The 23,014-nt window shown below is 75.9% G+C and carries 22 protein-coding genes; 10 read left to right on the top strand and 12 right to left on the bottom strand.

Annotated elements, in window-relative coordinates:
• Nucleotides 1-39: 39 nt before the first annotated feature.
• The gene (locus ACI79F_RS19710; protein WP_456545888.1) at nt 40-339 is read right to left on the bottom strand and encodes a WhiB family transcriptional regulator; all 300 of its coding nucleotides are present in this window, start codon (nt 337-339) and stop codon (nt 40-42) included.
• A gap of 262 nt (nt 340-601) precedes the next feature.
• Between ACI79F_RS19710 and ACI79F_RS19705 the strand changes: the two genes are divergently transcribed.
• Nucleotides 602-1,351, top strand: a complete 750-nt coding sequence (locus ACI79F_RS19705) for a response regulator transcription factor (protein WP_456545887.1) — start codon at nt 602-604, stop codon at nt 1,349-1,351.
• A gap of 384 nt (nt 1,352-1,735) precedes the next feature.
• Nucleotides 1,736-2,896 (top strand): outer membrane protein assembly factor BamB family protein, encoded by a 1,161-nt coding sequence (locus ACI79F_RS19700; RefSeq protein ID WP_456545886.1) that lies wholly within the window; start codon nt 1,736-1,738, stop codon nt 2,894-2,896.
• A 70-nt stretch (nt 2,897-2,966) separates the two neighbouring features.
• Here the strand turns inward: ACI79F_RS19700 and ACI79F_RS19695 are convergent, their stop codons facing one another.
• Nucleotides 2,967-3,398: a DUF5319 family protein gene (locus tag ACI79F_RS19695; RefSeq protein WP_456545885.1), complete on the bottom strand. Its 432-nt coding sequence runs from the start codon at nt 3,396-3,398 to the stop codon at nt 2,967-2,969.
• 162 nt (nt 3,399-3,560) lie between these two features.
• Here ACI79F_RS19695 and guaB point away from each other — a divergent pair, with 162 nt between their 5' ends.
• The 3 genes from guaB to guaA are packed head-to-tail and all read left to right on the top strand — an operon-like array spanning nt 3,561 to nt 7,814.
• Nucleotides 3,561-5,066, top strand: a complete 1,506-nt coding sequence (guaB, locus tag ACI79F_RS19690; protein WP_456545884.1) for an IMP dehydrogenase — start codon at nt 3,561-3,563, stop codon at nt 5,064-5,066.
• A 4-nt stretch (nt 5,067-5,070) separates the two neighbouring features.
• The gene (locus tag ACI79F_RS19685) at nt 5,071-6,252 is read left to right on the top strand and encodes a GuaB3 family IMP dehydrogenase-related protein (RefSeq protein WP_456545883.1); all 1,182 of its coding nucleotides are present in this window, start codon (nt 5,071-5,073) and stop codon (nt 6,250-6,252) included.
• Nucleotides 6,252-7,814 carry a glutamine-hydrolyzing GMP synthase gene (gene guaA / locus ACI79F_RS19680; RefSeq protein ID WP_456545882.1) on the top strand — a complete coding sequence of 521 codons (1,563 nt, stop codon included), beginning with the start codon at nt 6,252-6,254 and terminating at the stop codon, nt 7,812-7,814. Before ACI79F_RS19685 ends, guaA begins: the two co-directional genes overlap by 1 nt.
• Nucleotides 7,815-7,818: 4 nt before the next feature.
• On the opposite strand, the gene ACI79F_RS19675 is transcribed toward guaA, so the two are convergent.
• From ACI79F_RS19675 to ACI79F_RS19665, 3 genes are all read right to left on the bottom strand, one after another.
• Nucleotides 7,819-8,592: an META domain-containing protein gene (locus tag ACI79F_RS19675; RefSeq protein ID WP_456545881.1), complete on the bottom strand. Its 774-nt coding sequence runs from the start codon at nt 8,590-8,592 to the stop codon at nt 7,819-7,821.
• A gap of 100 nt (nt 8,593-8,692) precedes the next feature.
• Complete coding sequence (locus ACI79F_RS19670; RefSeq protein WP_456545880.1) at nt 8,693-9,004, bottom strand: hypothetical protein; 312 nt, start codon at nt 9,002-9,004, stop codon at nt 8,693-8,695.
• The gene (locus ACI79F_RS19665; protein ID WP_456545879.1) at nt 8,997-9,941 is read right to left on the bottom strand and encodes a PspC domain-containing protein; all 945 of its coding nucleotides are present in this window, start codon (nt 9,939-9,941) and stop codon (nt 8,997-8,999) included. The genes ACI79F_RS19670 and ACI79F_RS19665 overlap by 8 nt, the downstream gene beginning before the upstream one ends.
• 124 nt (nt 9,942-10,065) lie before the next feature.
• On the opposite strand from ACI79F_RS19665, the gene ACI79F_RS19660 reads away from it, so the two are divergent.
• Both ACI79F_RS19660 and ACI79F_RS19655 read left to right on the top strand, forming a co-directional pair.
• Complete coding sequence (locus tag ACI79F_RS19660) at nt 10,066-11,286, top strand: ATP-binding protein (RefSeq protein WP_456545878.1); 1,221 nt, start codon at nt 10,066-10,068, stop codon at nt 11,284-11,286.
• Nucleotides 11,283-11,960, top strand: coding sequence for a response regulator (locus ACI79F_RS19655; RefSeq protein ID WP_456545877.1), 678 nt, complete (start codon nt 11,283-11,285; stop codon nt 11,958-11,960). The genes ACI79F_RS19660 and ACI79F_RS19655 overlap by 4 nt, the downstream gene beginning before the upstream one ends.
• 147 nt (nt 11,961-12,107) lie before the next feature.
• Here ACI79F_RS19655 and ACI79F_RS19650 read toward each other — a convergent pair whose 3' ends face one another.
• From ACI79F_RS19650 to ACI79F_RS19635, 4 genes are all read right to left on the bottom strand, one after another.
• Entirely contained in the window at nt 12,108-12,842 is a 735-nt protein-coding gene (locus tag ACI79F_RS19650; RefSeq protein WP_456545876.1) for a PIG-L deacetylase family protein, read from the bottom strand.
• 10 nt (nt 12,843-12,852) lie between these two features.
• Entirely contained in the window at nt 12,853-13,776 is a 924-nt protein-coding gene (gene sigJ / locus ACI79F_RS19645; RefSeq protein ID WP_456545875.1) for an RNA polymerase sigma factor SigJ, read from the bottom strand.
• On the bottom strand, nt 13,773-14,324 hold the full coding sequence (locus tag ACI79F_RS19640; protein WP_456545874.1) for a carboxymuconolactone decarboxylase family protein: 552 nt from the start codon (nt 14,322-14,324) through the stop codon (nt 13,773-13,775). Before ACI79F_RS19640 ends, sigJ begins: the two co-directional genes overlap by 4 nt.
• 80 nt (nt 14,325-14,404) lie before the next feature.
• Nucleotides 14,405-14,692, bottom strand: coding sequence for a chorismate mutase (locus ACI79F_RS19635; RefSeq protein WP_456545873.1), 288 nt, complete (start codon nt 14,690-14,692; stop codon nt 14,405-14,407).
• A gap of 262 nt (nt 14,693-14,954) precedes the next feature.
• Here ACI79F_RS19635 and pcrA point away from each other — a divergent pair, with 262 nt between their 5' ends.
• Complete coding sequence (pcrA, locus tag ACI79F_RS19630; protein WP_456545872.1) at nt 14,955-17,264, top strand: DNA helicase PcrA; 2,310 nt, start codon at nt 14,955-14,957, stop codon at nt 17,262-17,264.
• A gap of 101 nt (nt 17,265-17,365) precedes the next feature.
• Here the strand turns inward: pcrA and ACI79F_RS19625 are convergent, their stop codons facing one another.
• Nucleotides 17,366-18,271 (bottom strand): M23 family metallopeptidase, encoded by a 906-nt coding sequence (locus ACI79F_RS19625; protein WP_456545871.1) that lies wholly within the window; start codon nt 18,269-18,271, stop codon nt 17,366-17,368.
• Between the two features lie 228 nt (nt 18,272-18,499).
• Entirely contained in the window at nt 18,500-19,396 is an 897-nt protein-coding gene (locus ACI79F_RS19620; protein WP_456545870.1) for an alpha/beta fold hydrolase, read from the bottom strand.
• A 179-nt stretch (nt 19,397-19,575) separates the two neighbouring features.
• Here ACI79F_RS19620 and ACI79F_RS19615 point away from each other — a divergent pair, with 179 nt between their 5' ends.
• Both ACI79F_RS19615 and ACI79F_RS19610 read left to right on the top strand, forming a co-directional pair.
• Complete coding sequence (locus ACI79F_RS19615; RefSeq protein ID WP_456545869.1) at nt 19,576-20,679, top strand: hypothetical protein; 1,104 nt, start codon at nt 19,576-19,578, stop codon at nt 20,677-20,679.
• A 23-nt stretch (nt 20,680-20,702) separates the two neighbouring features.
• The gene (locus tag ACI79F_RS19610) at nt 20,703-21,098 is read left to right on the top strand and encodes a methylmalonyl-CoA mutase (RefSeq protein WP_456545868.1); all 396 of its coding nucleotides are present in this window, start codon (nt 20,703-20,705) and stop codon (nt 21,096-21,098) included.
• Here the strand turns inward: ACI79F_RS19610 and ACI79F_RS19605 are convergent.
• Nucleotides 21,088-22,938 carry a CocE/NonD family hydrolase gene (locus ACI79F_RS19605; RefSeq protein ID WP_456545867.1) on the bottom strand — a complete coding sequence of 617 codons (1,851 nt, stop codon included), beginning with the start codon at nt 22,936-22,938 and terminating at the stop codon, nt 21,088-21,090. The two genes, ACI79F_RS19610 and ACI79F_RS19605, sit on opposite strands and share 11 nt — an antisense overlap.
• Nucleotides 22,939-23,014: the final 76 nt, after the last annotated feature.

Below are 23,014 nucleotides of genomic sequence, written 5' to 3'. Positions count from 1 at the left end.
ACTCGCTGGACCGGCCCTCTCGGCGTCTGTGGGGGGCGCCTACACGCCCGCGGCGACCGCGGCGGGCTCCGCGGCGATCAGCCGGGCCCGCTCCTCCTCGCTCATGCCGCCCCACACCCCGTAGGGCTCGCGGACGGACAGGGCGTGCTTGAGGCACGCGTCGATCACCGGGCAGGTGGCGCAGACCGCCTTGGCGGCGGCCTGGCGGCGGGCCCGCGCGGGGCCGCGCTCGCCGTCGGGGTGGAAGAACAGGGCCGTGCTCTCGCCACGGCAGGCGCCGTGCAGCTGCCAGTCCCAGACCTCGGCGACGGGAGTGGGCAGTCGGCGGATGTCAGCCATGTCGGTCCTCCTCGGCTCGATGCGAGCCGGAGGGGGCGGTCCGGCTGCATGGGGCCCGGTGCCCGACGCCCACCCGGGTCAAACACCTCGGGTCGCGGCATTTTGCCGCCTGTCGCCTCACCCCGCTGGGTGAGGGCGTCTGTCCCGTGGTCCCCGCGCCGATCAAGGTGGTCCTCGGTCGTGCCGAAACCGGCGGGGGAGCCCCGTCCGAGGTCGGCGGGGGAGTCGCCCGGACACCGTGCCGGGAGCGAGGAGCACAGGCGTGATCGACGACAGGATGCGCGGTCCCGGCCACGGGACGACGACGGTGTGGGTCTACGACGAACGTCGGCGGGTCCGCGAGGACATCGCGTCGCGGCTCGTGGCGCTGCCGTTCGTCGGCCGGGTCGAGGCCGTGGGCGACGCCGCCGGGCTGATGTCGCGGCTGGCCACCCGGCAGCCCGACGTGCTGCTCATCGGCACCCAGCGCGCCACCGACTCCGGGCTGACCGTCGCCACCCAGGCGCTGCGGGCCCACCCGCGGCTGCCGGTCCTGGTCCTGGGCGCCCCGGACGACGCCGAGACCGTCCGCGCGGCCGTCGCCGTCGGCGCCCGCGGCTACCTGCGCTGGGACGCCACCGCCCTGGAGATGGGCCTGGGCCTGTCCCGGGTCGGCCTGCGGGTCGACGGGCGCACCCCCCAGCCGGCCAACGGCCACCCCGTCCCGCTCGCCAGCGTGGGCGCGCACTCGGCCGCCCCCGCCTGGAACGGCGCCACCGCGCTCGCCGGCGCCGCGCCGACCACCGTCCGCGCCGCCGTCGTCCGCGAGGCCGCGCCGGTGAGCCTGTCCATGCGCGAGATGCAGGTGCTGACCGGCATGAGCCAGGGCAAGAGCAACGCGCAGATCGGCCGCGAGCTCTACCTGTCCGAGGACACCATCAAGACCCACGCCCGCCGGCTGTTCCGCAAGCTCGGCGCCAAGGACCGCGCCGAGGCGGTGGCGACGGGTTTCCGCCGCGGCATGATGCAGTGAGGTGAGGGCGGCGCAGCCGCCCGTACTCCATCAGATGGCGGTCGTCCCCCGGGGCGACCGCCATCGAGGCGTTCCGGGGATCCCCGGGAGGGGCGAGCGGCACGGCCGCCCACCTGATGGAGGGAGGGGCCTCCAGCGCTGCCCCCATCGTGCCGATCCGGAACCAGAGCGTCTGTATGAAGCGGCGCCGGAACCGGAGGAACCGAACCAGTGAACGTCCGCACCCCCCGACCCCACCCGCTCCCGGACCGCCCGGGTGTGCCTCGGCCGGCCCGCCGGCGCGGTCGTGCGAGCGCCGTCGTGACGGTGGCGTCCGGGGTCCTGCTCCTGACCGCCTGCGGCGGCGGTGATGCGGCCACGGCGTCGCCGTCCGAGGCGGGCGACGTGTCGTCCGGCCCCACCGCGGAGGCCGAGACCTCCACGTGGGAGAACGGCCTCCCGCTGGTGACGAACCTCGACCCCGTCCTCGCCGGCGACGTCGTCGTCGCGATGGTCGCCGAGTCGGACACCGAGCTGGAGGTGGCCGGGGTGGACCCCACCACCGGCGAGACGGCCTGGCGTGTCCCCGCCCCCATGCCGGCCGGTGGGGTGTGGAGCACAGGCCCGAACGAGCCGGTCGTCATCAGCGCCGTGGACGCCGGTGGTGACGCCGCGGTCCTCGTGACGTACGTGGTCGACGTGGAGACCAGCGGGCTGTCAGAGGGTGGCAGTCAGCGGTACGTCGCCGCGGTGGGCGCGGCGGACGGCGAGACCCGGTGGGAGCGCGAGGCGCCCGGCCTCCTCCTCCCGGTCGGGGCGGACGACGAGGTGGCCGTGTTCAGCAGCGACGCGGCCCGGGCCGCGGCGGTGACCGCGCTCGACCCGGCCACGGGGGACCAGCTGTGGGCGGCCGACGGACTCGGCAGCGCCGCGCTGACCGGGAACTCGGTCGTGGCGGTGCGGCGGGACGGCGCCTACGGCCCCTCCGCCCTCGTCGGCCTCGACGCGGCCACCGGCGCCGAGCGGTGGAGCACCCCACCGGCCCCGGCCGACGCGACGCCCTCGGAGACCCACGAGTGGAGCATCCTGGCCGCCGGTGGGGGCAGCGTGCTGGCCCACCGCGACGTCTCCACGGTGCGCGGGCACGCCTTCACGGCCTGGATGCTGGACGCCGCCACGGGCGACCAGGTGGCCACCGGGCCGGTGGAGACCGAGGGCTCCGCCAACCAGGTGTCCGCCGCCGTCAGCCCGGACGGCCGTTCCGGGTACCTCATCTACCCGAGCGTGTCGCTGGTGGCCTTCAACGCGGCCGGCGGCTGGCGCATCGAGCTGCCGGAGCTGCCGCAGCCCTCGTACGGCGAGCCGAACCGGCAGCGCTTCGTGACGGTGGAGGACGAGGTGCTGCGCATCTCGTCCGAGGGGGTCGTCACCATCGACGCGGCCACCGGGGAGCAGATCGGGGACGTCGTGCCCGACGACAGCGGCGAGGTGGAGCCGTTGTTCACCGTGGACGGCTGGGAGGTCCGCAGGATCTCCGGGCTCACCGGCACCCGCGTCGAGGGCTGAGACCCCGGACGGCGGTCATCCCACCGGGGTGGCCGCCGTCCGGGTCTCCGGGGCGGGTGTGCGGGCGGGCTCAGTCGTCGCGGGCGTGCTTGCCGCCGCGACCGTTGCCCGGCTCCTCGCGCTCGGCGAGGGCGGCGACCCCGTCGGCGTAGCCGCTGGCGTAGTCCCAGCTCACGTAGTCGTCCGGGTCCGGGTCGTACGGCGGCTCGTGCCGGCCGGTCTGGCCCTCCTCCAGCAGCTGGCGCAGGTTCGCCTGCATCAGCGCCCAGTCGACGTGGTGCTCCTCGTCGCAGTCCGGGCAGTCGACGACGATGCCCTTGATGCCGGTCGGCTCCAGCAGTGTGCGGAACACCTCGAGCTCGGCCAGGTCGTCCAGGACGCCGGCCCGCTCCTCCATCGTCAGCGGCGGCGGACCCGACGGGTCGGCGGACCCGAAGTCGGGGCCGGTCGCGTCGTCGAAGTCCACGTCTGCCTCCTCGCTGGCGCTCGTCGGTCGGGTCACCAGGTCGCTCCACCACGGCGCGGGCCCGCACGCGCGCCCGCGTGTCCACGGTAGCCGCCCGACGGCCGACGGTCCGCCCCGCGAGGGCACCCGCCTACGATCGGGGGCGGTTCCCCGCGCGCCCGGCCGGGCGCTGACCGATCCGGAGGGGTGGCGGCTCGCATGCAGCCCGATGAGTTCGTACCCGAGCTGCCGGCGAAGTTCGCCCCGCTCGGCCTGACCTACGACGACGTCCTGCTGATCCCCGGCGCGTCCGACGTCGTGCCGGCCGAGGTCGACACCAGCAGCCGGCTCACCCGGGGCATCCGGCTGGCGGTGCCGCTGCTGTCCAGCGCCATGGACACCGTCACCGAGGCCCGGATGGCGATCGCCATGGCCCGCGTCGGCGGCGTCGGCGTCCTGCACCGCAACCTCGCCGCCGAGGAGCAGGCCGGCCAGGTCGACCTGGTCAAGCGCTCCGAGGCCGGCATGGTCACCAACCCGGTCACCGTCTCCCCGGACAACACCCTCGCCGAGGTCGACGCCCTCTCCGGCCGCTACCGGATCTCCGGCGCCCCGGTCGTCGACGCCGACGGCGTCCTGGTCGGCATCTGCACCAACCGCGACATGCGCTTCGAGACCGACCAGAACCGGCTCGTCCGCGACGTCATGACGCCGATGCCGCTGGTCACCGCCCCGGTCGGGGTGGACCCGGACACCGCGCTGGCCCTGCTCTCCAAGCACAAGATCGAGAAGCTGCCGATTGTCGACGAGGGCGGCCGGCTGCGCGGCCTCATCACGGTCAAGGACTTCGTCAAGCGCGACCAGTACCCGCTGGCCACCAAGGACGCCGACGGCCGGCTGGTCGTCGCCGCCGCCGTCGGCGTGGGCGAGGAGTCCTACAAGCGGGCCGGCCTGCTCGTCGACGCCGGCGTGGACGTGCTCGTCGTCGACACCGCGCACGGCCACCAGCGCGCCGTCCTGGAGATGGTCGCCCGGGTGAAGGCCGACTTCGGCGTGCAGGTGGTCGGCGGGAACGTCGCCACCCGGGCCGGCGCGCAGGCGCTGGTCGACGCGGGGGTGGACGCCGTGAAGGTCGGCGTCGGCCCGGGCTCGATCTGCACCACCCGCGTGGTCGCCGGCGTCGGCGTCCCGCAGATCACCGCCATCTACGAGGCCGCGCTGGCCGCGAAGCCGGCCGGCGTGCCGGTCATCGCCGACGGCGGGCTGCAGTACTCCGGCGACATCGCCAAGGCGCTCGTCGCCGGCGCCGACACCGTGATGATCGGCGGGCTGTTCGCCGGGGTCGAGGAGGCCCCGGGCGAGCTCGTCTTCATGAACGGCAAGCAGTTCAAGACCTACCGCGGGATGGGCTCGCTGGGCGCCATGCAGAAGCGCGGCAACCAGTCCTACAGCCGTGACCGGTACTTCGCCGACGACGTCCTCTCCGACGACAAGCTCGTCCCCGAGGGCATCGAGGGGCAGGTGCCCTACCGCGGCGCGCTGGCCACCGTCGCCCACCAGCTGGTCGGCGGGCTGCGCGCGTCGATGGGCTACGCGGGCGCGGCGACCATCGCCGACCTGCAGGAGCGCGGCCAGCTGACTCGCATCACCTCGGCGGGCCTGACCGAGAGCCACCCGCACGACATCCAGATGACGGTCGAAGCCCCCAACTACCGGGCCCGGTGACCTGATGCCCGCACGCGACACCGTCGAGATCGGCCTCAACCGCTTCGCCCGACGGGGATACGACCTCGACGAGGTCTCGATCGTCCCCTCCCGGCGCACGCGGGACATGGACGACGTCTCCACCGCCTGGCAGATCGACGCCTTCCGGTTCGAGCTGCCGCTGGTCACCAGCCCCTCGGACGCCGTCGTCAGCCCGGCCACCGCGGTGGCGGTCGGCCAGGCCGGCGGCCTCGGCGTGCTCAACGCCGAGGGCCTGTGGACCCGCTACGAGGACCCCGCCCCGGTCTACGCCCGCATCCGGGACGCCGCCGCGGACGGCGCCCCGCCGGTCGCGGTGCTGCAGGAGGTCTACGCCGAGCCGGTGAAGCCGGACCTGATCACCGCGCGGGTCAAGGAGATCTCCGCGGCCGGGGTGACCACGGCGGTCCGGGTCTCCCCGCAGCACACCCTGCAGCTGGCCCCCGCGGTGCTCGCCGCCGGCGTCGACCTGCTGGTCATCCAGGGCACGATCGTCTCCGCCGAGCACGTCACCACGCACGGCGAGGCGCTGAACCTCAAGGAGTTCATCGCCGACCTCGACGTCCCGGTGATCGTGGGCGGCGCGGCGAACTACCAGACGGCGCTGCACCTGATGCGCACCGGAGCCGCCGGGGTGATCGTCGGCGTCGGCGCCGACAGCTACTCCACCGCGGACGCCGTGATGGGCATCCGCGTGCCGCTGGCCAGCGCGATCGTCGACGCCGCGGCCGCCCGCCGCGACTACCTCGACGAGACCGGCGGCCGGTACGTGCACGTCATCGCCAACGGCCGGATCGAGAACAGCGGCGCGATCGCCCGGGCGCTGGCCTGCGGCGCGGACGCCGTCCAGCTCGGCGAGCCGCTGCGCGCGGCGGCCGAGGCGCCCGGCGGCGGCATCTGGTGGGACTCGGTGGCCGCGCACCCGCGGCTGCCCCGCGGCGGCACCTCCGCGCCGGTGGAGCCGGCCGGCTCGCTGGCCGACGTGCTGCTCGGCGAGGCCCGCGCCGCCGACGGCCGCACCAACCTGTTCGGCGCGCTGCGCCGGACGATGGCCAAGACCGGCTACCGGGACCTCAAGGAGTTCCAGCGCGTGGACCTCGTGATAGGGGGAGGGGCCCCCTGGGAGGGAGCCCCCGGGCAGCAGAGCATCGGTGGTGGCGGGTCCTGATGGACTTCCCGACCGTCCTGGTCGTCGACTTCGGCGCCCAGTACGCGCAGCTCATCGCCCGGCGGATCCGCGAGGCCGGGGTCTACTCCGAGATCGTCCCGTCGTCGACGCCGGCCGAGGAGATCGCCGCCCGCAAGCCGGCGGCGATCGTGCTCTCCGGCGGTCCGTCCAGCGTCTACGCCGAGGGCGCCCCGCAGGTCGACCCGGCGCTGTTCGAGTCCGGGGTGCCGGCGTTCGGCATCTGCTACGGCTTCCAGGCGATGGCCGCCTCGCTGGGCGGCACCGTGGCCCGCACCGGCGACCGCGAGTACGGCGGCACCCCGCTGACGGTCACCACCGGCGGCGCGCTGTTCGGCGACCTGCCCGCCGTCCAGTCGGTGTGGATGAGCCACGGGGACGCCGTCTCGCAGGCCCCGCCCGGGTTCACGGTGACCGCGACCTCCACCGGCGCGCCGGTCGCCGCGTTCGAGGACGTCGACCGCCGCCTGGCCGGCGTGCAGTTCCACCCCGAGGTCCGGCACACCTCGCACGGGCAGACGGTGCTCGAGCACTTCCTGTTCGACATCGCCGGGCTGGAGCCGAGCTGGACCATGGCCAACGTCGTCGAGGAGCAGGTCGCCGCGATCCGCGAGCAGATCGGCGACCGGCGCGCCATCTGCGGGCTGTCCGGCGGCGTGGACTCCGCGGTGGCCGCGGCGCTGGTGCAGCAGGCCATCGGTGACCGGCTGACCTGCGTCTACGTCGACCACGGGCTGATGCGCGAGGGCGAGACCGAGCAGATCGAGCGGGACTTCGTCGCGGTCACCGGGGCGGACCTGCGGGTCGTCGACGCCTCCGACCGGTTCCTCTCCGCGCTGGCCGGCGTCAGCGACCCGGAGGAGAAGCGGAAGATCATCGGCCGGGAGTTCATCCGGGTCTTCGAGCAGGCCGCCACTGATGTCGTCGCCGACGCGCAGGCGCACGGCGAGACCGTGGACTTCCTCGTGCAGGGCACGCTCTACCCCGACGTCGTCGAGTCCGGCGGCGGCACCGGGACGGCGAACATCAAGAGCCACCACAACGTCGGCGGCCTCCCCGAGGACCTGACGTTCACCCTGGTCGAGCCGCTGCGCACGCTGTTCAAGGACGAGGTGCGCGAGGTCGGCCGCCGGCTGGGCCTGCCCGACACCCTGGTGCAGCGCCAGCCGTTCCCCGGACCGGGGCTGGGCATCCGCATCGTCGGCGAGGTCACCCGCGACCGGCTCGACGTGCTGCGCCGGGCCGACGCGATCGTCCGGGCGGAGCTGTCGGCGGCGCAGATGGACACCGAGATCTGGCAGTGCCCGGTGGTGCTGCTGGCCGACGTCCGCTCGGTCGGCGTGCAGGGCGACGGGCGCACCTACGGGCACCCGATCGTGCTGCGGCCGGTCTCCAGCGAGGACGCGATGACCGCCGACTGGACACGGCTGCCCTACGACCTGCTGGCGAGGATCTCGACCCGGATCACCAACGAGGTGGCCGAGGTCAACCGCGTCGTCCTCGACGTGACGAGCAAGCCGCCGGGCACCATCGAGTGGGAGTGAGGGCTCAGGCCGGCGCGTACTGCAGGCCGCGGCCCTCGGCGCCGGTGAGCGTCAGCACGCCCCGGGCGATGCGCACGCCGGAGGGCTGACCCAGGACGGCCAGCACGGCGGCGTCCTCGTCGTGCAGCGGGCCGGGGCACTCGCGCTCGGCCCGCACGTCCGTGGGGGTGAGGCGCCCGCCGGTGATCGTCCACCGGCCGGTGACCGGCCGGCAGCCGGTCGACGCGCGGAAGGTGCCGTCGGCGCCGAACTCGAGGACGGCGGGCTCCCCGGTGGGCGAGCTCGCCGTCGGCCCGGCCACCACGGCGGTCAGCAGCCAGGGCCGGGCGGTGAGGTCGGCAGCCTCGACGGGCGGCCGCGGGGCGAGGCGCAGCTCCACGCCGTCGCCGGTGAGCGTGAAGCCGTCCGGGGTGGGGGCCACCCGCAGGTCGCCGGCGTCCAGCGCCCGCCCGTAGAGACCCTCGGCGCGCGCCACCTCGCCGGGGCAGGCCATCAGCGTGGTGATCCGGTCGCGCACCTCGAGCCGGTCGCCGGCGAGGCGGTAGTCGGCGCCGAAGCCGTTGCAGAACGAGGTGCCGCCCAGCCGCCGCCCGTTCGCCACCAGCGTGCCCTCGGCGTCCGGCGGCAGCGCGACGTCCTCGCCGTCCGCCCGCATCGCCGTCACCACCCACTCGCCGCGCAGGTCCACCGGTGGCGCCGGATCCCCGGGGGAGGCGGCGCGCGGCGCGCAGCCGGCGACCACGAGGGCCGCCAGCAGCAGGGACACCGACCGGTGCACGTCCCGATGACGCGCCGCGGGTCCCGGGGGTTCCGCCGCGACGGGCGAGGGCCCGGGGAGCCGTCGCTCCCCGGGCCCTCGGAGGTCCCCCCGCCGCGCCTCAGCGCCGGCGTCGCGCCCGGCGCACCTCCCCGACGAGCAGGGCCAGGCCGGCGCCGATGAGCAGGACCCACAGGACGCCGCCGTCGTCGAACACCCCGAGCGGGAGGACGGCCCCGGTCAGGCCGGTCAGCGCGATCACCACGAAGACCAGGCCGGGGACCAGCGCGGTCAGGTCCGGCCGGCGGCGGGCCGGCAGCGGGACCGCGGTCGCGCCGGTGGACGGCAGCGCCGGGTCCGGGGCGGTCAGCTCGCGCAGCGCCTGCTCCTGCCACGCGGTCGGGGTGGTCGGGAACTCGCTGTAGTCAGGCACGGGACACCTCCGTGTCGCCCACCCCGTGGTCGACGGTCAGCACGAACTCGGCCTCGCCGTCGTCGCTGCGGGCGCTGGACCCGGTGCCGGGGAAGTACCCGCCGTCGGACGAGCCGCCGTCGAACACCTGCGTCTCGCCGACCCCGGTGTCCAGCTCCAGCCGGACGTCGGCCTCGCGGGGCAGCACCACGTCGAGGTCGCCGACCCCGTGGTCGATCTCGATCCGCAGCGGCTCGTCGATGTCGTCGACGTCGATCCGGCTGAGGTCGACCGTCATGTCGCCGGCGCCGAGCCGGTAGGCGTCGCGCACCTCCGCCACGGTGGACGGCCGGAAGTCGCGGTCGCCGACGCCGGCGCCGCTGGTCCACGGCACCGACGCGGCCAGCGCCATCGCCAGCGAGAGGACGACGCCGAGGGCGATCAGCCCGCCGCGCGAGGTCCGGCCCGGCACGAACGCCGAGGCGACCAGGCCCAGGCCGACCACCAGCAGCGCGACCGCGAGGAAGGGGCGCGGGCCGGGGTCCCAGTCGGCCAGCCGGGCCACCAGCACCAGCAGCCCCACCGCGATGAGGACGCCGGCGAGGGTGAGCCGGCCGACGGGGGAGCGCGGCAGCTGCGGCGCGGCGGCGCGGCGGGCCGGGGCGGCGGGCGCGTCGCCGGGCCGGGCGGGGCCGGCGGGCATGACGACCCACAGCAGGGCGTAGACGAGGATGCCGGTGCCGCCGGCGAGGGTCAGCGCGACGAAGCCGACCCGCCACAGCAGCGGGTCGATGCCGCTGTACTCGGCCAGGCCGCCGGCGACGCCGCCGGCCATCTTGTCGGTGCGGCTGCGGTGCAGCGCCGGGCGGTCCGGCGGGCCGGGGGACGGCGGGGGCGGTGGCCACTCGGCGCCGGGCGGGTCCACCGAGGGCGGCGCGGGGGGCGGGACTGCGGTCATGGCACAGAGCCTGCGCGCCGCGCACCGGCCGGGACATCAGGGAAGGCCCCCATCCGACCCTGGTCCCGCCCACGGGGGTGATCACCGGTGCCCGCGGCGGCGGCGCGGTGCGACGATCGACGGCGTGAAGGTTGCCGGCTCGACCTCCGACGGGGAGAGGACCGAGGGCGCGACGGCGGTGGTGGGCCCTGCCCCGCCCCCGCGCCCGCCGCTCGTGCGCCCGCGCTCGGGCCGGATGCTCGCCGGGGTCGCCGCCGGCACCGCCGCGCACCTGCGCGCCGACCCGCTGGTCGTGCGGGTGGCCTTCGTCGCGCTCGCGGTCACCGGCATCGGCGTCGTCGTCTACGGGCTGCTGTGGCTGTTCATGCCCATCTCCGACGCCGAGGTGCCGGCGCTGCCCGTCGCCGACCGGCCCAGCCGCCGGCAGACCATCGCCCTGGTGCTGCTGGGCATCGGCGGTGTGGCGGTGGTGTCCAACCTGGCCAGCTGGGGCAGCGGCGACGTCACCGTGCCGCTGCTGCTCGTCGGCATCGGGCTGGCGACCATCTGGCGGCAGCTGGACACCGACCGCACGCTCAAGCGGCCCGCCGTCCGCTGGGTGCTGGCCGGCGGCGTGGCGCTCGCCGCCCTCGGCGTGGTGCTGCTGCTGGCCACCACCGGGCAGCTGGCCAACGCGCGCAACGGGTTCGCCGCCACGCTGGTCATCCTCGTCGGGGTGGTGCTGGCCACCGCGCCGATCTGGCGCCGGCTGCTCACCTCGCGGGAGGCCGAGCGCACGGCCCGGATCCGCTCGGAGGAGCGCGCGGCGGTCGCCGCGCACCTGCACGACTCCGTGCTGCAGACCCTCGCGCTCATCCAGCGGCACGCCGGCGACCAGCAGGCCGTCGCCCGCCTGGCCCGCAGCCAGGAACGCGAGCTGCGCACCTGGCTGTACGAGCCGGAGAAGGCGTCGGAGGGCACGTGGGCCGGCCTGGTCTCGGCGATGGTCGCCGAGGTGGAGGCCGACCACGCGCTGACCGTCGACCCCGTCGTGGTCGGCGACGCGCCGGTGGACGACGCCCTGGCCGCGCTGGGCGCCGCCACCCGGGAGGCGCTGGTCAACGCCGCCAAGCACTCCGGTGCGCCGTCGGCCGACCTGTACACCGAGGTCACCCCGCGGCAGGTGTCGGTGTTCGTCCGGGACCGCGGGAAGGGCTTCGACCCCGCCACCGTGCCGGCCGACCGCCGCGGGCTGCGGGACTCGGTGGCCGGCCGGCTGACCCGGGTCGGGGGGACGGCGACCGTGCGCTCGGCGCCGGGGGAGGGGACCGAGGTGGAACTGCTGCTGCCCAGGGAGGACTCGTGACGTCAGCGGCTGCCGTGCCGCGCGTGTTCGTCGTCGACGACCACGGGATGGTCCGCGCCGGCGTGCGCGCCGAGCTCGGCGACTCCGTGACGGTCGTCGGCGAGGCCGCCGACGCCGACGCGGCGATCGCCGGGATCCGCGCCACCGTGCCCGACGTGGTGCTCCTCGACGTGCACCTGCCCGGCGGCGGGGGCCGCGCGGTGCTCGAGGCGCTGCGGGCGGAGCTGCCGGGGGTGCGGTACCTGGCGCTGTCGGTCTCCGACGCCGCCGAGGACGTCATCGCCGTCATCCGCGCCGGCGCCCGCGGCTACGTCACCAAGACGATCTCCGGCCCGGACCTGCGGGCGGCGGTGCAGCGGGTGGCCGACGGCGACGTCGTCTTCAGCCCCCGCCTGGCCGGCTTCGTGCTCGACGCGTTCGCGGCCACCGGCGCGGCCGCCGCGGCCTCGCCGTCGGAGGACCCGGCCACCGACCCCGGCCTGGACCTGCTCTCGGCCCGCGAGCGGGAGGTGATGCAGCTGCTGGCCCGCGGCTACACCTACCGCGAGATCGGCTCCCGGCTGTTCATCTCGGTGAAGACGGTGGAGTCGCACGCCTCCAACGTGCTGCGCAAGCTGCAGCTGTCCAACCGCAACGAACTCACGAGGTGGGCGGCGACCAACCGGCTGCTGTGACATCGCGGTCCTCCCGGACCGCACCGCGGCCGGGTGCCGTCCCCGGCTCGCGCTGAGCCCGACCGCCGCACCCTTCGCGGAGCCCTCCGGCCCCACTCGGGCACGACCACTCGCAGGGCGGCTCCCGTCGCGTGGCTGGGGCCTGGGCTACTCGGTGAAGACGACGTGGAAGGCCTCGGCGAGGCGGCCCTCGGGCAGGCCGAACGTGCGCGCGGTCTGCGCCATCCAGCCGGTGACGAACTGCACGACGTCGTCGCGGTGGCCGACCTGGCTCACGTGCGCCTTGAGCGCGGCGAACTTCAGCTCGGCGACGTCGGTCACGTCGACGGCGTGGTCGGCGCGCGGGCTGGCGCCCAGCCACACCTCCGACACCGTCCACGCCTCCAGCCCCTCGTCGGCGAGCAGCTCGGGGAAGGCGAACGGGTTGCGGGCGTCGGGGTACACCGCCCGCAGCGTCGACTCCCCGGTGATCATGTGGTCGGGGTGGCTGGCGCCGATCCGCTCGTAGAACCGCTCGGGGGAGCTGGTGAGCACCCGCTGCGGCCGCACCTGCCGGATCACCCGGGAGATGTCGCGGCGCAGGTCCAGCGTCGGCTCCAGCCGGCCGTCGGGGTAGCCCAGGAACCGGACGTCGGTCACGCCGACGGCGGCGGCCGCGGCCCGCTGCTCCTCCTGCCGCATCGGCCCCATGAGGTGGCGCGGGGTCTCGTCGAAGCCGCCCGCGTCGCCGTCGGTGACGATGCAGTAGGTGACCTCGGTGCCGGCCGCCGTCCAGGTCGCGACCGTCCCGGCGCTGCCGAAGTCGACGTCGTCGGGGTGGGCGAGCACGCACAGCGCGCGCTCGACGTGCTCGGCGGGACGGCGGGGCAGCGGTGGGGTCACCCGGCCGAGCCTATGAGGCGCTCCCGGGGGACCGCAGACCGGCGAGCTTGTCCGGGTTGGCGATGTAGAGCACCTGGTCGACCAGCCCGTCGGCGAGGACCACCTGCAGCGCCATGAACGGCCCCTCGGCGGTCCAGGCCGCCACCGCCGGCGCGCCGTTGACCTCGACCAGCTCCACCCGCAGCCCCGGCAGGTGGGCGCCCTGCGGCCCGACGGCGCCCAGGAAGCGGGCGACCTTCTCGGCCCCGACGATCGGCCGCAGCGCCGCCCGGACCCGCCCGCCGCCGTCGGAGACGAGGACGACGCCCGGCGACATCGCCGCCATCAGCGCCTCGACGTCCCCGCTGACCGCGGCGGCGAGGAACCGCTCGGTCACCGCCCGCGCCTCCCCGCGGTCGGTGTCGAACCGCGGCCTGCGGGCCTGCACGTGCTCCCGGGCCCGGTGCCCCAGCTGCCGGACGGCGGCCTCGGACCGGCCGAGCGCGCCCGCGACCTCCGCCCAGGGCAGGCCGAAGACCTCGCGGAGGACGAACACCGCCCGCTCGACGGGGGAGAGCGTCTCCAGCACGACGAGCAGCGCCAGGGACACCTGCTCGCCGAGCTCGGCGGCCTCGGCGGGATCGGGTCCCGGCGGCGCGGCCGCGGCCGGCGTCGTCCCGGTGAGCAGCGGCTCGGGCAGCCACGGCCCGACGTAGGTCTCCCGCTGGGCGCGGGCCGAGCGGAGCCGGTCCAGGGCCAGCCGGCTGGTCACCCGGACCAGGTAGGCGCGGGGGTCGGCGACGTCGCTCCGGTCGGCCGCCGACCAGCGCAGCCACGCGTCCTGGACGACGTCCTCGGCGTCGGCGACGCTGCCCAGCATCTGGTAGGCGACCGTGAACAGCAGCCGCCGGTGCGCGTCGAAGGCGGGGAGCAGGCCGGGGGCGGCGTCGGTCATGCCGCCGGCACCTCGCAGCGGTCCCGGAAGCCCTGGCTGGTCAGCCCGAGCGCGGCGTTGAAGCGCGACCGGGTGTTCTCCACGGCGACCATCATCGTGAGCTCGACGAGCGCCGCGTCGTCCAGCTCCCGCCGCAGGTCGGCGACCATGTCGTCGGTGACCGCCGGCGGGGTGGCGCTCATCGCCTCCGAATAGGCGAGCACCCGCCGCTCGAGGTCGGTGAAGACGTCGCTGTCCCGCCAGTGCGGGACGGCGCGCAGCTTCGCCGGGTCGACGCCCTCCTGCGTGCTGATCCAGTGGCCGAAGTCCACGCACCACGAGCAGCCGATGGTGACCGCCGAGGACATCACGGCGAGCGCCTTGAGCGTGGGGTCGAGCCGGTGCCACCCCTGCAGCGACCGCTCGTGGCGGACGTCGTCCATCAGCAGCTGCGGGTGGTGCCCCATCGCGGCCGCGGGGTCGAGCACCGCGCCGTACGTGCGGCGGGAGAACCACTCCACCGCGCGGTAGCGCAGGGTGCGGGGCGGGTCGAGCGGGATGCGGGCCATGGTCGTCGTCCTCTCCGGTGGGTGGTGCCCATGGAGACGGGACGGGCCGCGGGGACGTGACATCCCCGCTCCGCGCCGGGTCAGAGGCGGCCGCGGCCCTGGCGGAGCAGCATGAGCGCCAGCGTCGCGCCGTCGTCCCCGAGGGCCGAGCGGAACCGCGCCAGCACCTGGGACTCGCGCGACAGCGACAGGCGGGTGCCGCCGGAGGCGGCGCGCAGCGCGCCGATCTCGCGGGACACGGCCAGGCGGCGCTGCACGAGCTCGATGATCTCGGCGTCGCAGGCGTCGATCTGCTCGCGGAGCGAGCCGATGCGGTCGGCCGGGTCGTCGACCTCGGCGGGGGCGGCCGGGCTGGTGGTGGTGCTCATCGGGGTTCTCCTGCGGCTCGGTCTCTCGGCCGTCGGACCCCGGGAACGAGAAACGCCCCGGGCTCCTCGGGCCCGGGGCGTCTGTTGCGGCGTGTGCTCAGCCAGCGGTGACGGACACCGGATCCCGGTGGCCGTAGTAAAAGCTGACCGTGGCGAGCACGTCGGCGAGTGTGCCACACCTCTCGCCCGCCGGACCAGCGGCCCTGGGGACCGCCGACGACGCGCGGGGCGTGTCACCCGTCCGAACTACAGTGGTGTGGCTATGAGCAGCGTCCAGCAGGCCCTCCCCGGTACGGCCACCCTCCAGCGGCACACCCGCGGACAGACGGGCCGGGAGCTGGACCGCATGCTCGCCGGGCTCAACGGTCCGCAGCGCGACGCCGTCGTCCACGAGGGCGGGCCGCTGCTCATCGTCGCCGGCGCCGGCTCGGGCAAGACGCGGGTGCTGACCCACCGCATCGCCTACCTGCTGGGGGCCCGCGGGGTGCAGCCGGGCGAGGTGCTGGCGATCACCTTCACGAACAAGGCCGCCGGCGAGATGAAGGAGCGGGTGGCCTCGCTGGTCGGGCCCCGCGCGCGGGCGATGTGGGTGTCGACCTTCCACTCGATGTGCGTGCGCATCCTGCGGGCGGAGGCCGCCAAGCTGGGCCTGAAGTCGTCGTTCACGATCTACGACCAGGGCGACTCGGTGCGGCTGATGTCGATGGTCGCCCGCGACCTGGACCTGGACGCGAAGCGCTACCCCGGCCGCAGCCTGGCCGCGCAGGTCTCGAACCTGAAGAACGAGCTCGTCGACGAGGAGGCGTTCACGCCGCAGACGGCGCCGGAGAAGGTGCTGGCCGAGGCGTACACGCTCTACCAGCAGCGGCTGCGCCAGGCGCACGCGCTGGACTTCGACGACCTGATCATGACGACGGTGCACCTGCTGCAGGCGTTCCCGGACGTCGCCGAGCACTACCGCCGGCGCTTCCGGCACGTGATGGTCGACGAGTACCAGGACACCAACCACGCCCAGTACGTGCTGGTCCGCGAGCTGGTCGGCCCCGAGGGTGGGCCGGTGCCGCCGGCCGAGCTGTGCGTCGTCGGGGACGCCGACCAGTCGATCTACGCCTTCCGGGGCGCGACGATCCGCAACATCGACGAGTTCGAGCGCGACTACCCGCAGGCCACGACGATCCTGCTGGAGCAGAACTACCGCTCCACGCAGCGGATCCTGAAGGCCGCCAACACGGTGATCGCCAAGAACGCCTCGCGCCGGCCGAAGAACCTGTGGACCGACGCCGGCGACGGCGAGCTCATCGAGGGCTACGTCGCCGAGAACGAGCACGACGAGGCCGCCTGGGTGGCCGAGCAGATCGACGCGCTGGTCGACGAGGGCAAGGCGCAGCCGAAGGAGATCGCGGTCTTCTACCGGACCAACAACGCCTCCCGCGTCTTCGAGGAGGTGTTCATCCGCGTCGGCATGCCCTACAAGGTCGTCGGCGGGGTGCGCTTCTACGAGCGCAAGGAGGTCCGCGACGCGCTGGCCTACCTCAAGGTGGTCGCGAACCCGGCCGACGTGGTGAGCCTGCGCCGGGTGATCAACACCCCCAAGCGCGGCATCGGCGAGCGCGCCGAGGCCTGCGTCGAGGCCTACGCCGACCGCGAGCGGATCCCGTTCGCCTCGGCGCTGCGGCTGTGCTCGGAGGTGCCCTCGCTCGCGCCGCGGTCGCTCAAGGCGATCCAGGAGTTCGTGGCGCTGCTGGAGGAGTTCGAGCAGCTGGTGGAGACCGGCTCGGGGCCGGCGGCGCTGCTGGAGAGCATCCTCGACCGCACCGGCTACCTGACCGAGCTGTCGGCGAGCACCGACCCGCAGGACGAGGGGCGCGTCGACAACCTCAACGAGCTCATCTCCGTGGCCGCCGAGTTCGAGGCGGCCCACCCGGAGGGCACGGTCACCGACTTCCTCGAGCAGGTGTCGCTGGTGGCCGACGCCGACCAGATCCCGGTCGCCGGTGACGAGGCCGGCGTGGTCACGCTCATGACGCTGCACACCGCGAAGGGGCTGGAGTTCCCGGTCGTCTTCCTCACCGGACTGGAGGACGGCGTCTTCCCGCACCTGCGGGCGCTGGGCGACCCGCGGGAGCTGGAGGAGGAGCGGCGGCTGGCCTACGTGGGCATCACCCGCGCCCAGCAGCGGCTGTTCCTCTCCCGGGCGACGGTGCGCACCAGCTGGGGGCAGCCGGCCTACAACCCGCCGTCCCGGTTCCTCGACGAGCTGCCGGCCGACACCGTGCACTGGGCGAACCTGACGCCGACCCCGGCGCCGAGCACCGGCTACAGCCGCGGCTACTCCTCGGCGCAGACGCGGGTCGCCGCGACCGGGCTGTCCACCGGCGGGCTGCGCGGCGGTGTCGGCAACCGGGCGGTCGTCTCGGTCGAGGTCGGCGACCGGGTCAGCCACGACGCGTTCGGGCTGGGCACGGTCGTCGAGGTCAACGGCGTGGGCGACAAGGCCCAGGCGACGGTCGACTTCGGCAGCGGCGGCACCAAGCGCCTCGTCCTGCGCTACGCCCCCCTCGTCAAACTCTGACCGACGAGGGGGCCCTGGAGGGGTCCCCGAGCAGCGGTTGGGAAGGGCTCAACGCAGCGGGGGTACGGCCCCTGGCCGCGGTGCGGTCCGGAGGACCGCGGTTACACAGCCACGCCGCGCTCGGCGAGGTACTCCTCGGGGTCGATCCGCCGGCCGTCCATGCCGCCGCGGTGGACCTCGTAGTGCAGGTGCGGGCCGGTGGACTGGCCCTCGCTGCCGACCTGGGCGATCTCGTCGCCGGCGTGCACGATGTCGCCGGCCGAGACGTCGTAGTAGCGCATGTGGCCGTAGACGTGGACGTCGCCGTCGGCGTCCTGGATGTAGATGGCGTTGCCGTACCCGGAGGCGCGGCCGGCCCGGAGGACGACGCCGTCCGTGGTCGCGTAGATGGGGGTGCCGAGCGGCGCGGCCAGGTCGAGGCCCCAGTGCATGGCGCCCCAGCGCATGCAGAAGCAGGTGGTCATGCGGGCACCGGGCACCGGGTTGGCGGTGGTGGGCGTACGGGCGGCGCGGGAGGCGGCCAGCTCCCCGAGGCGGGCCTGGGCCTCGGCCTCGCTGATGCCCTGGCGGACGCTGACGTCCTCCATGTCGCCGGACAGGCCCATGTCGGCGCCGCCGAGGCCGTAGTCGGCGGCGCTGGCGGTCACCGGGACGGCGGCCCCGTCGCCCAGGAGCCCGGGGGTGGCGGCGGCCAGCGCCCCGGCGATCAGCGCGGCCAGCCAGAAGCGCCCGCGGCGGCCGGGGGGCCGGGGGAGCTGCCGCCGGGGGTGAGCGGGGGCCGCGGCGGTGTCGGCGCTGGGCTCCGCAGGGGGCTCCGCGGTGGCCGCGCCGGCCGTCTCGCCGTCGCCGGGAGCGTCCTGCTCCGAGCCCTGCGCCGCGTCGTCCGCCGCCGGGGCCGCCGCGGGAGCGGCGGTGCGGCCGAAGCGACCGGGGAGCCCGGCGGCCGCGGTCAGCTCGCCCGAGGCCTCCGACCGCTCCAGGAGCGTGGGACCAGCTGAGCGAGCCACGTTGCACCTCTCCGTGGGGCCCCCTCGCCGCGGTGCCCGGGGGCACCCGTCGGGGGAGCGACGGCGGCGGAGGCGTCCGGTCCTGCGACGCCCGCCGGGAGTCCTCCCGACGCCGTGATCGGACCGTAACCGTCCGTCAGCTCGAAGCCCGGCAAGCGACCCTGCGTGTCGCTTTGTCGCCGACCGTGACGACGCCGACGGTCGGCCGCGGGGCCGAGGGAGGGTCGCTCAGGCGACCGCGGCGGAGGCGACCGCGCCGGTGGCGCCCCCGCGCAGCCCGGCGAGCGTCGCCGCGACCTCGTCGACCACGGCGCGGGAGAAGGGCAGCGACATGTGCCCCACCCCGCGGACCAGCACGTTGCGGGCCGCGAGGTCGGGGTGCTCGCAGCGCGCGGCGCTGGTCGGGATCACGAGCTGGTCGAGGTCGCTGTAGACGGCGGTCACCGGGGTGTCGACACCCGGCGCCGGCTCCTCGAGCTCCCGCAGCAGCGGCGAGCCGGGGCGCAGCTGGCGGACCAGCGGCGTCGGGAGCAGGTGGGCGAGGACCGTGCCCTGGTGCGGCGTGCCGATGGTCACCAGGCTGCGCATCCGGGCCGCGCCGTCCTGCCGCTGCAGGTGGTAGCGGGCGATGAGCCCGCCGAGGCTGTGCCCGACGACGTGGATCCGGTCGTGCCCGGTCTGCGCGCAGATCCGCTCGATCTCGCGGCCCAGGTCGGCGGCGCCGCGGGCGGCGTCGGTGAGCATCGGGCTGTAGTTCCAGGTGCAGACGGAGGCGAAGCCGCGGCGGCGCAGGCCGCGGCGCATCGCCGTGAAGATCGACCGGTTGTCCACCAGCCCGTGGACCAGCAGCACGGGGACGCGCGCGGCGAGCGGGTCGGCGGCGAACAGCGCCCGGACGGCGGGCGGCGCCGCAGCGGGCCGGCGGCTCGGGTCGGGCCGCAGCGCCTCGGTCCGCGTGCCGAGCGGGTACATGAGCACGTGGGCGCCGACGAGCGCCAGTTCCGTGATGCCGCCGGTCAGCGTGGCGGGCCGGGCCAGAGCGCGCAGGACACCCCGTGGCGCACCGGGGACCGGCGCCGCGGTGTGCGACGCTGGATCCGACCCCGGGTCGGTGGACGGGCGCATGGCACTCCTCGCCGTTCGGGCCCGTCCCCGGGGCCGGGACCGGCACCGTCAGCGGGCTGAGCACTCATGTGCTCCGTTCACCAGACGGTAATACCGCCGCGTGTTGCACGTCACACATGCGACACCGGGGCCGGGCCCATCGAGGCCGGTTCGTGACCATCAGCGACGAAAGGGGCAGCGTGTCCGCCCGCGAACGCCCGGCCGGCCAGGCCCGAGCCTCGGCCCGGCGGGCGACCGGCGCCCGGCCGGCCCCGCCCCGCTCGTCGTCGACCCCCGGACGCGGCCGGGCGACCCCCGGCGCGCCGGGCCGCCCCCGCCCGGCTCGTCCCGGCCGCGGCGCCGCCGCGCCGGCCGGGGGCTACGCGCTGGTGGTCGGCGAGACGCCGGCCCTCGCCCGCGCGGCCGGCGCCCTGCTGGTGCTCGCCGGGCTGCTCGGCGTCGCCGCGCTGTTCCCGACGTACCTGGTCGTCGACGGGGAGGAGACCTCCCTGGCGGCCGGCCTCGCCGGGGTGCTCGCCGGCCTCGTCGTCCCGCTGACCTCGCTGGCCGTCGGCGCCGGGCTCGCCGCCGGGCGGCTGCCGAAGCTCGGCCTGGCCTACGCCGGCGTCGGCGGCGCCCTGGCGCTGGGCGCCCTCCTCATCGAGGTCCACAACGGCCGCGAGTCGACCGCGCGCGCCGGCCGCGAGGTGGTCGCGGGCGAGTGGCTGCTGACCAGCTCGGTGGAACGGGGCGCCGGCTGGTGGCTGGGACTGGTCTCGCTCGCCTGCCTGGTGCTCGCCGGGGTCTGCGCCGCGGCGGCCTGGGGGCGCACGGTGATGGAGGACGACGGCGGCCTCGACCCCGCCCGCCCCATGCTGGCCGGCCTGGCGGTCCTCCTCGGCGCGGGCACGGTCATCTGCCTGGCGCAGCCCGCCGTCGGGCTGCCGGAGCTGGTCGTCACCAACCCGCGGACGCTCGAGCAGGTCGTCGTCGAGCAGCAGGGCCCCGAGGCGCTGTACGGGCGCCCCGGCTGGGCGCTGCTCGGCGGGCTGCTGCTGGCCGGCGCGATCCTGCTCTGCTCGGTCCTGGCGCCGTCGCTGCGGCCGCGGCTGGCGGCGGTCGGCGGGCTGCTGGCGATCACCGCCGTCGTCCTGGCGGCCGGGCTCGCCGGCATCCGGGACGCCGACGCCCCCGAGCTGGAGTGGACGCTGCCCGGCGTGGGCCTGCTCGTCCTGGGGGTGGCCTACGCCGGCCTGACGGCGCTGGCCTGGCGGCTGCGCCGGCGGCCGGCGGCGGGCCGCTGACCGGGCCTCCTACGCTCCCCGCCGTGGACGGAGAACAGCTGCGGGTCGTGGTCGCGGAGCCCGGCGCCGGCGGCCCGGCCGCCGCCCCCGCGGCGATCGCCCTGGCCCGCGCGCTGCGCGACGCCGGCGCGGAGGTCGTGCACACCGGCGGCGGTGGCTCGCCCGCGCAGCTGGCGGCGACGCTGGTCCAGGAGGACGCCGACGCGCTCGGCCTCGCCGGCGGCTCCGCCCGGCTGCTGGGCGAGGTCCTCGGCCTGGCCGCGGCGCAGGGGGCGGACGACGTGGCGGGCTTCCTGCTCGGCGGCGCCGACGACGGGCTGCCCGACCGGGCCCGCGCCTTCCCGCCCGGGACGCCGCCGGACGACGTCGTCGCCTGGCTGCACGCCGCCGGCGCGGGGCGGCGCGACCTCAGCCGGTGACCGGCAGCGTCAGCTGCTGCACCCGCCCCGGCCCCGTGGCCAGCGCCACCTGCTGCGGCAGCGTCGACCCCCGGTAGGCGGTGTCCCCGCCGGCGAGCACGACCGCGAGCCGGTGGCCGGGCTCGAACCGGTGCACGACCGCCGGCAGCTCGATCGTGACCGGCCGCGTGACGTCGGCGACCCGGGCGGGGGAGACCAGTCGCGACGGCAGCTCCACCGCGCCGTCCGGGCCGACGTCGTACAGCTTGGCGAACACGACCAGCTGGCCGCCGGTGCCGAGCAGCTGGGTGGCGGCCACCCCCGGTGCGTCCAGCTGCACGGTCAGGCGCGGGGAGCCGACGACGTCCAGCGGGGCGGTCAGCGGCGGGGTGCTGAAGCGGATCGCGGTGCCGGGCGGGTCGGTCACCGGCAGGGTCTGGTCGAGGAACGACGTCTCGGTGTAGTTCGGCCCCACGGGCGCGACGCTGCCGTAGGCCGACAGCCCCGGCACGACCGCGGCGGGCGCGGGGACCAGGGCGCCGCCGGCCGGCCCGCCGCCGGACAGGTACAGGGTCTGCCCGCGGCCGACCGGGGCGGACGGCGCGGTGGCGTAGGCGGCCGCGACGTCCCCCGTGGCCTCGTACACCCAGGGGCGGAACCAGCTGAAGCCCTGCGGGGCCCGGCCGCGATCGCGCACGTGCGCGTCGAACCACTGCAGCACCTGCCGGCCCTCCACGGAGTCGGCCGGGTGCCGGGGGTCCCACTCCCCGGGCAGCGGGGCGGAGCTGCTGTGCCCCCACGAGTGCCACACCAGCGACACCGGCGTCCCCTGCCGCCGCAGCGCGGTGTACGTGGCGAGCGACTCCTGCAGGTTAAACAGCGTGTCCGCCTGCCCCTGCGCGAGCAGGGTCGGCACCCGGACGTCGTCCACGTAGCTCGCCACCGAGTTCGACCGCAGGAACTCGATCGAGGCGGCGCCGGCGAACCCCTGCGTGCCGGCCTCCAGCAGCGCGGCGCACACGCCCGGGTCGAAGTTCGCGCAGTTGTCCTGCACGACGGCGCGCCAGCGGGCGGGGTCGGCGAGCGCCTGCAGGTCCTGCACGCCGGAGACGACGCCCAGCACGGTGAACAGCGCCGCCCACTGGTACTTGAAGACGCCGGGCTGCGCGGAGCTCACCGAGCCGCTCGCCGCCGTGCCCCCGGGCAGCGCGCTGTTGTCCGGGCTGAGGGAGTACGACAGGTCGTTCCAGGTGATCATCGGGACGATCGCGTCGAGCCGGTCGGTGCCGGCGGCGTGCTCGACCGCGGCGGCCGCGAACTGGATCTGCCCGCCGTAGCTGCCGCCGACCATGCCGACCGCCGGGTCGTACGGGGTGCCGGTGCGCCGGTCCTCCCGGACGACCTGGTCGACGACGACGATCTCGCCGGTCGCGTCGTCGACCGCCACCACCGACGGGTCGCCGCCGAGGAAGCGCAGCAGCTGGCTCGCGGCCGCGCCGTCGTGCTCGCGGTCGTCGAGCGTGATCGGGCACAGGTCGCCGTCGACGAAGCCCAGCCCGGTGTAGGAGAGGGTGGCGTAGCCCTGCTCGGCCATGCCCTGGGCGAGGTCGGCCTGGTCGGCTTTCGTCCCGCCGAAGCCGTTGGTCGCGAGCACCGCCGGCACCGGCCGGCTGCGCGACGCGCCCGGCGGCAGGTACAGGTCGGCGTCGACCGTGCACGTGCGCTGCTCGGTCCCGAGGCCCGTGACGGTGATCGTCAGATCGCGCGGGACGACCTCCGCGGCGGCGGCCGGCGGGGCGACCGCGGTGCTCACCCCCGCCCCGAGCAGGGCGGTCAGCAGGACGGTCGCGGATCGGCGCACGCGGGGCTCCTCGTCGGCGGGGGTCCTCGATCGGGTGGCCGGCCTGTGATGCCGCCCACCCCCTAGAACGCCGGGG

Source organism: Blastococcus sp. SYSU D00868 (assembly GCF_054050575.1).
The sequence above is the reverse complement of the archived record's forward strand: the minus strand, read 5'-3'. Positions and strand labels throughout refer to the sequence as shown.

Coding starts and splice junctions, on each gene's coding strand:
- ACI79F_RS19635 (WP_456545873.1), bottom strand. CDS start 14,692: ATGAGCACCACCACCAGCCCGGCCGCCCCCGCCGAGGTCGACGACCCG.
- ACI79F_RS19665 (WP_456545879.1), bottom strand. CDS start 9,941: ATGACCGCAGTCCCGCCCCCCGCGCCGCCCTCGGTGGACCCGCCCGGC.
- guaA (WP_456545882.1), top strand. CDS start 6,252: ATGGACTTCCCGACCGTCCTGGTCGTCGACTTCGGCGCCCAGTACGCG.
- pcrA (WP_456545872.1), top strand. CDS start 14,955: ATGAGCAGCGTCCAGCAGGCCCTCCCCGGTACGGCCACCCTCCAGCGG.
- ACI79F_RS19640 (WP_456545874.1), bottom strand. CDS start 14,324: ATGGCCCGCATCCCGCTCGACCCGCCCCGCACCCTGCGCTACCGCGCG.
- ACI79F_RS19685 (WP_456545883.1), top strand. CDS start 5,071: ATGCCCGCACGCGACACCGTCGAGATCGGCCTCAACCGCTTCGCCCGA.
- ACI79F_RS19710 (WP_456545888.1), bottom strand. CDS start 339: ATGGCTGACATCCGCCGACTGCCCACTCCCGTCGCCGAGGTCTGGGAC.
- ACI79F_RS19620 (WP_456545870.1), bottom strand. CDS start 19,396: ATGCGCCCGTCCACCGACCCGGGGTCGGATCCAGCGTCGCACACCGCG.
- guaB (WP_456545884.1), top strand. CDS start 3,561: ATGCAGCCCGATGAGTTCGTACCCGAGCTGCCGGCGAAGTTCGCCCCG.
- sigJ (WP_456545875.1), bottom strand. CDS start 13,776: ATGACCGACGCCGCCCCCGGCCTGCTCCCCGCCTTCGACGCGCACCGG.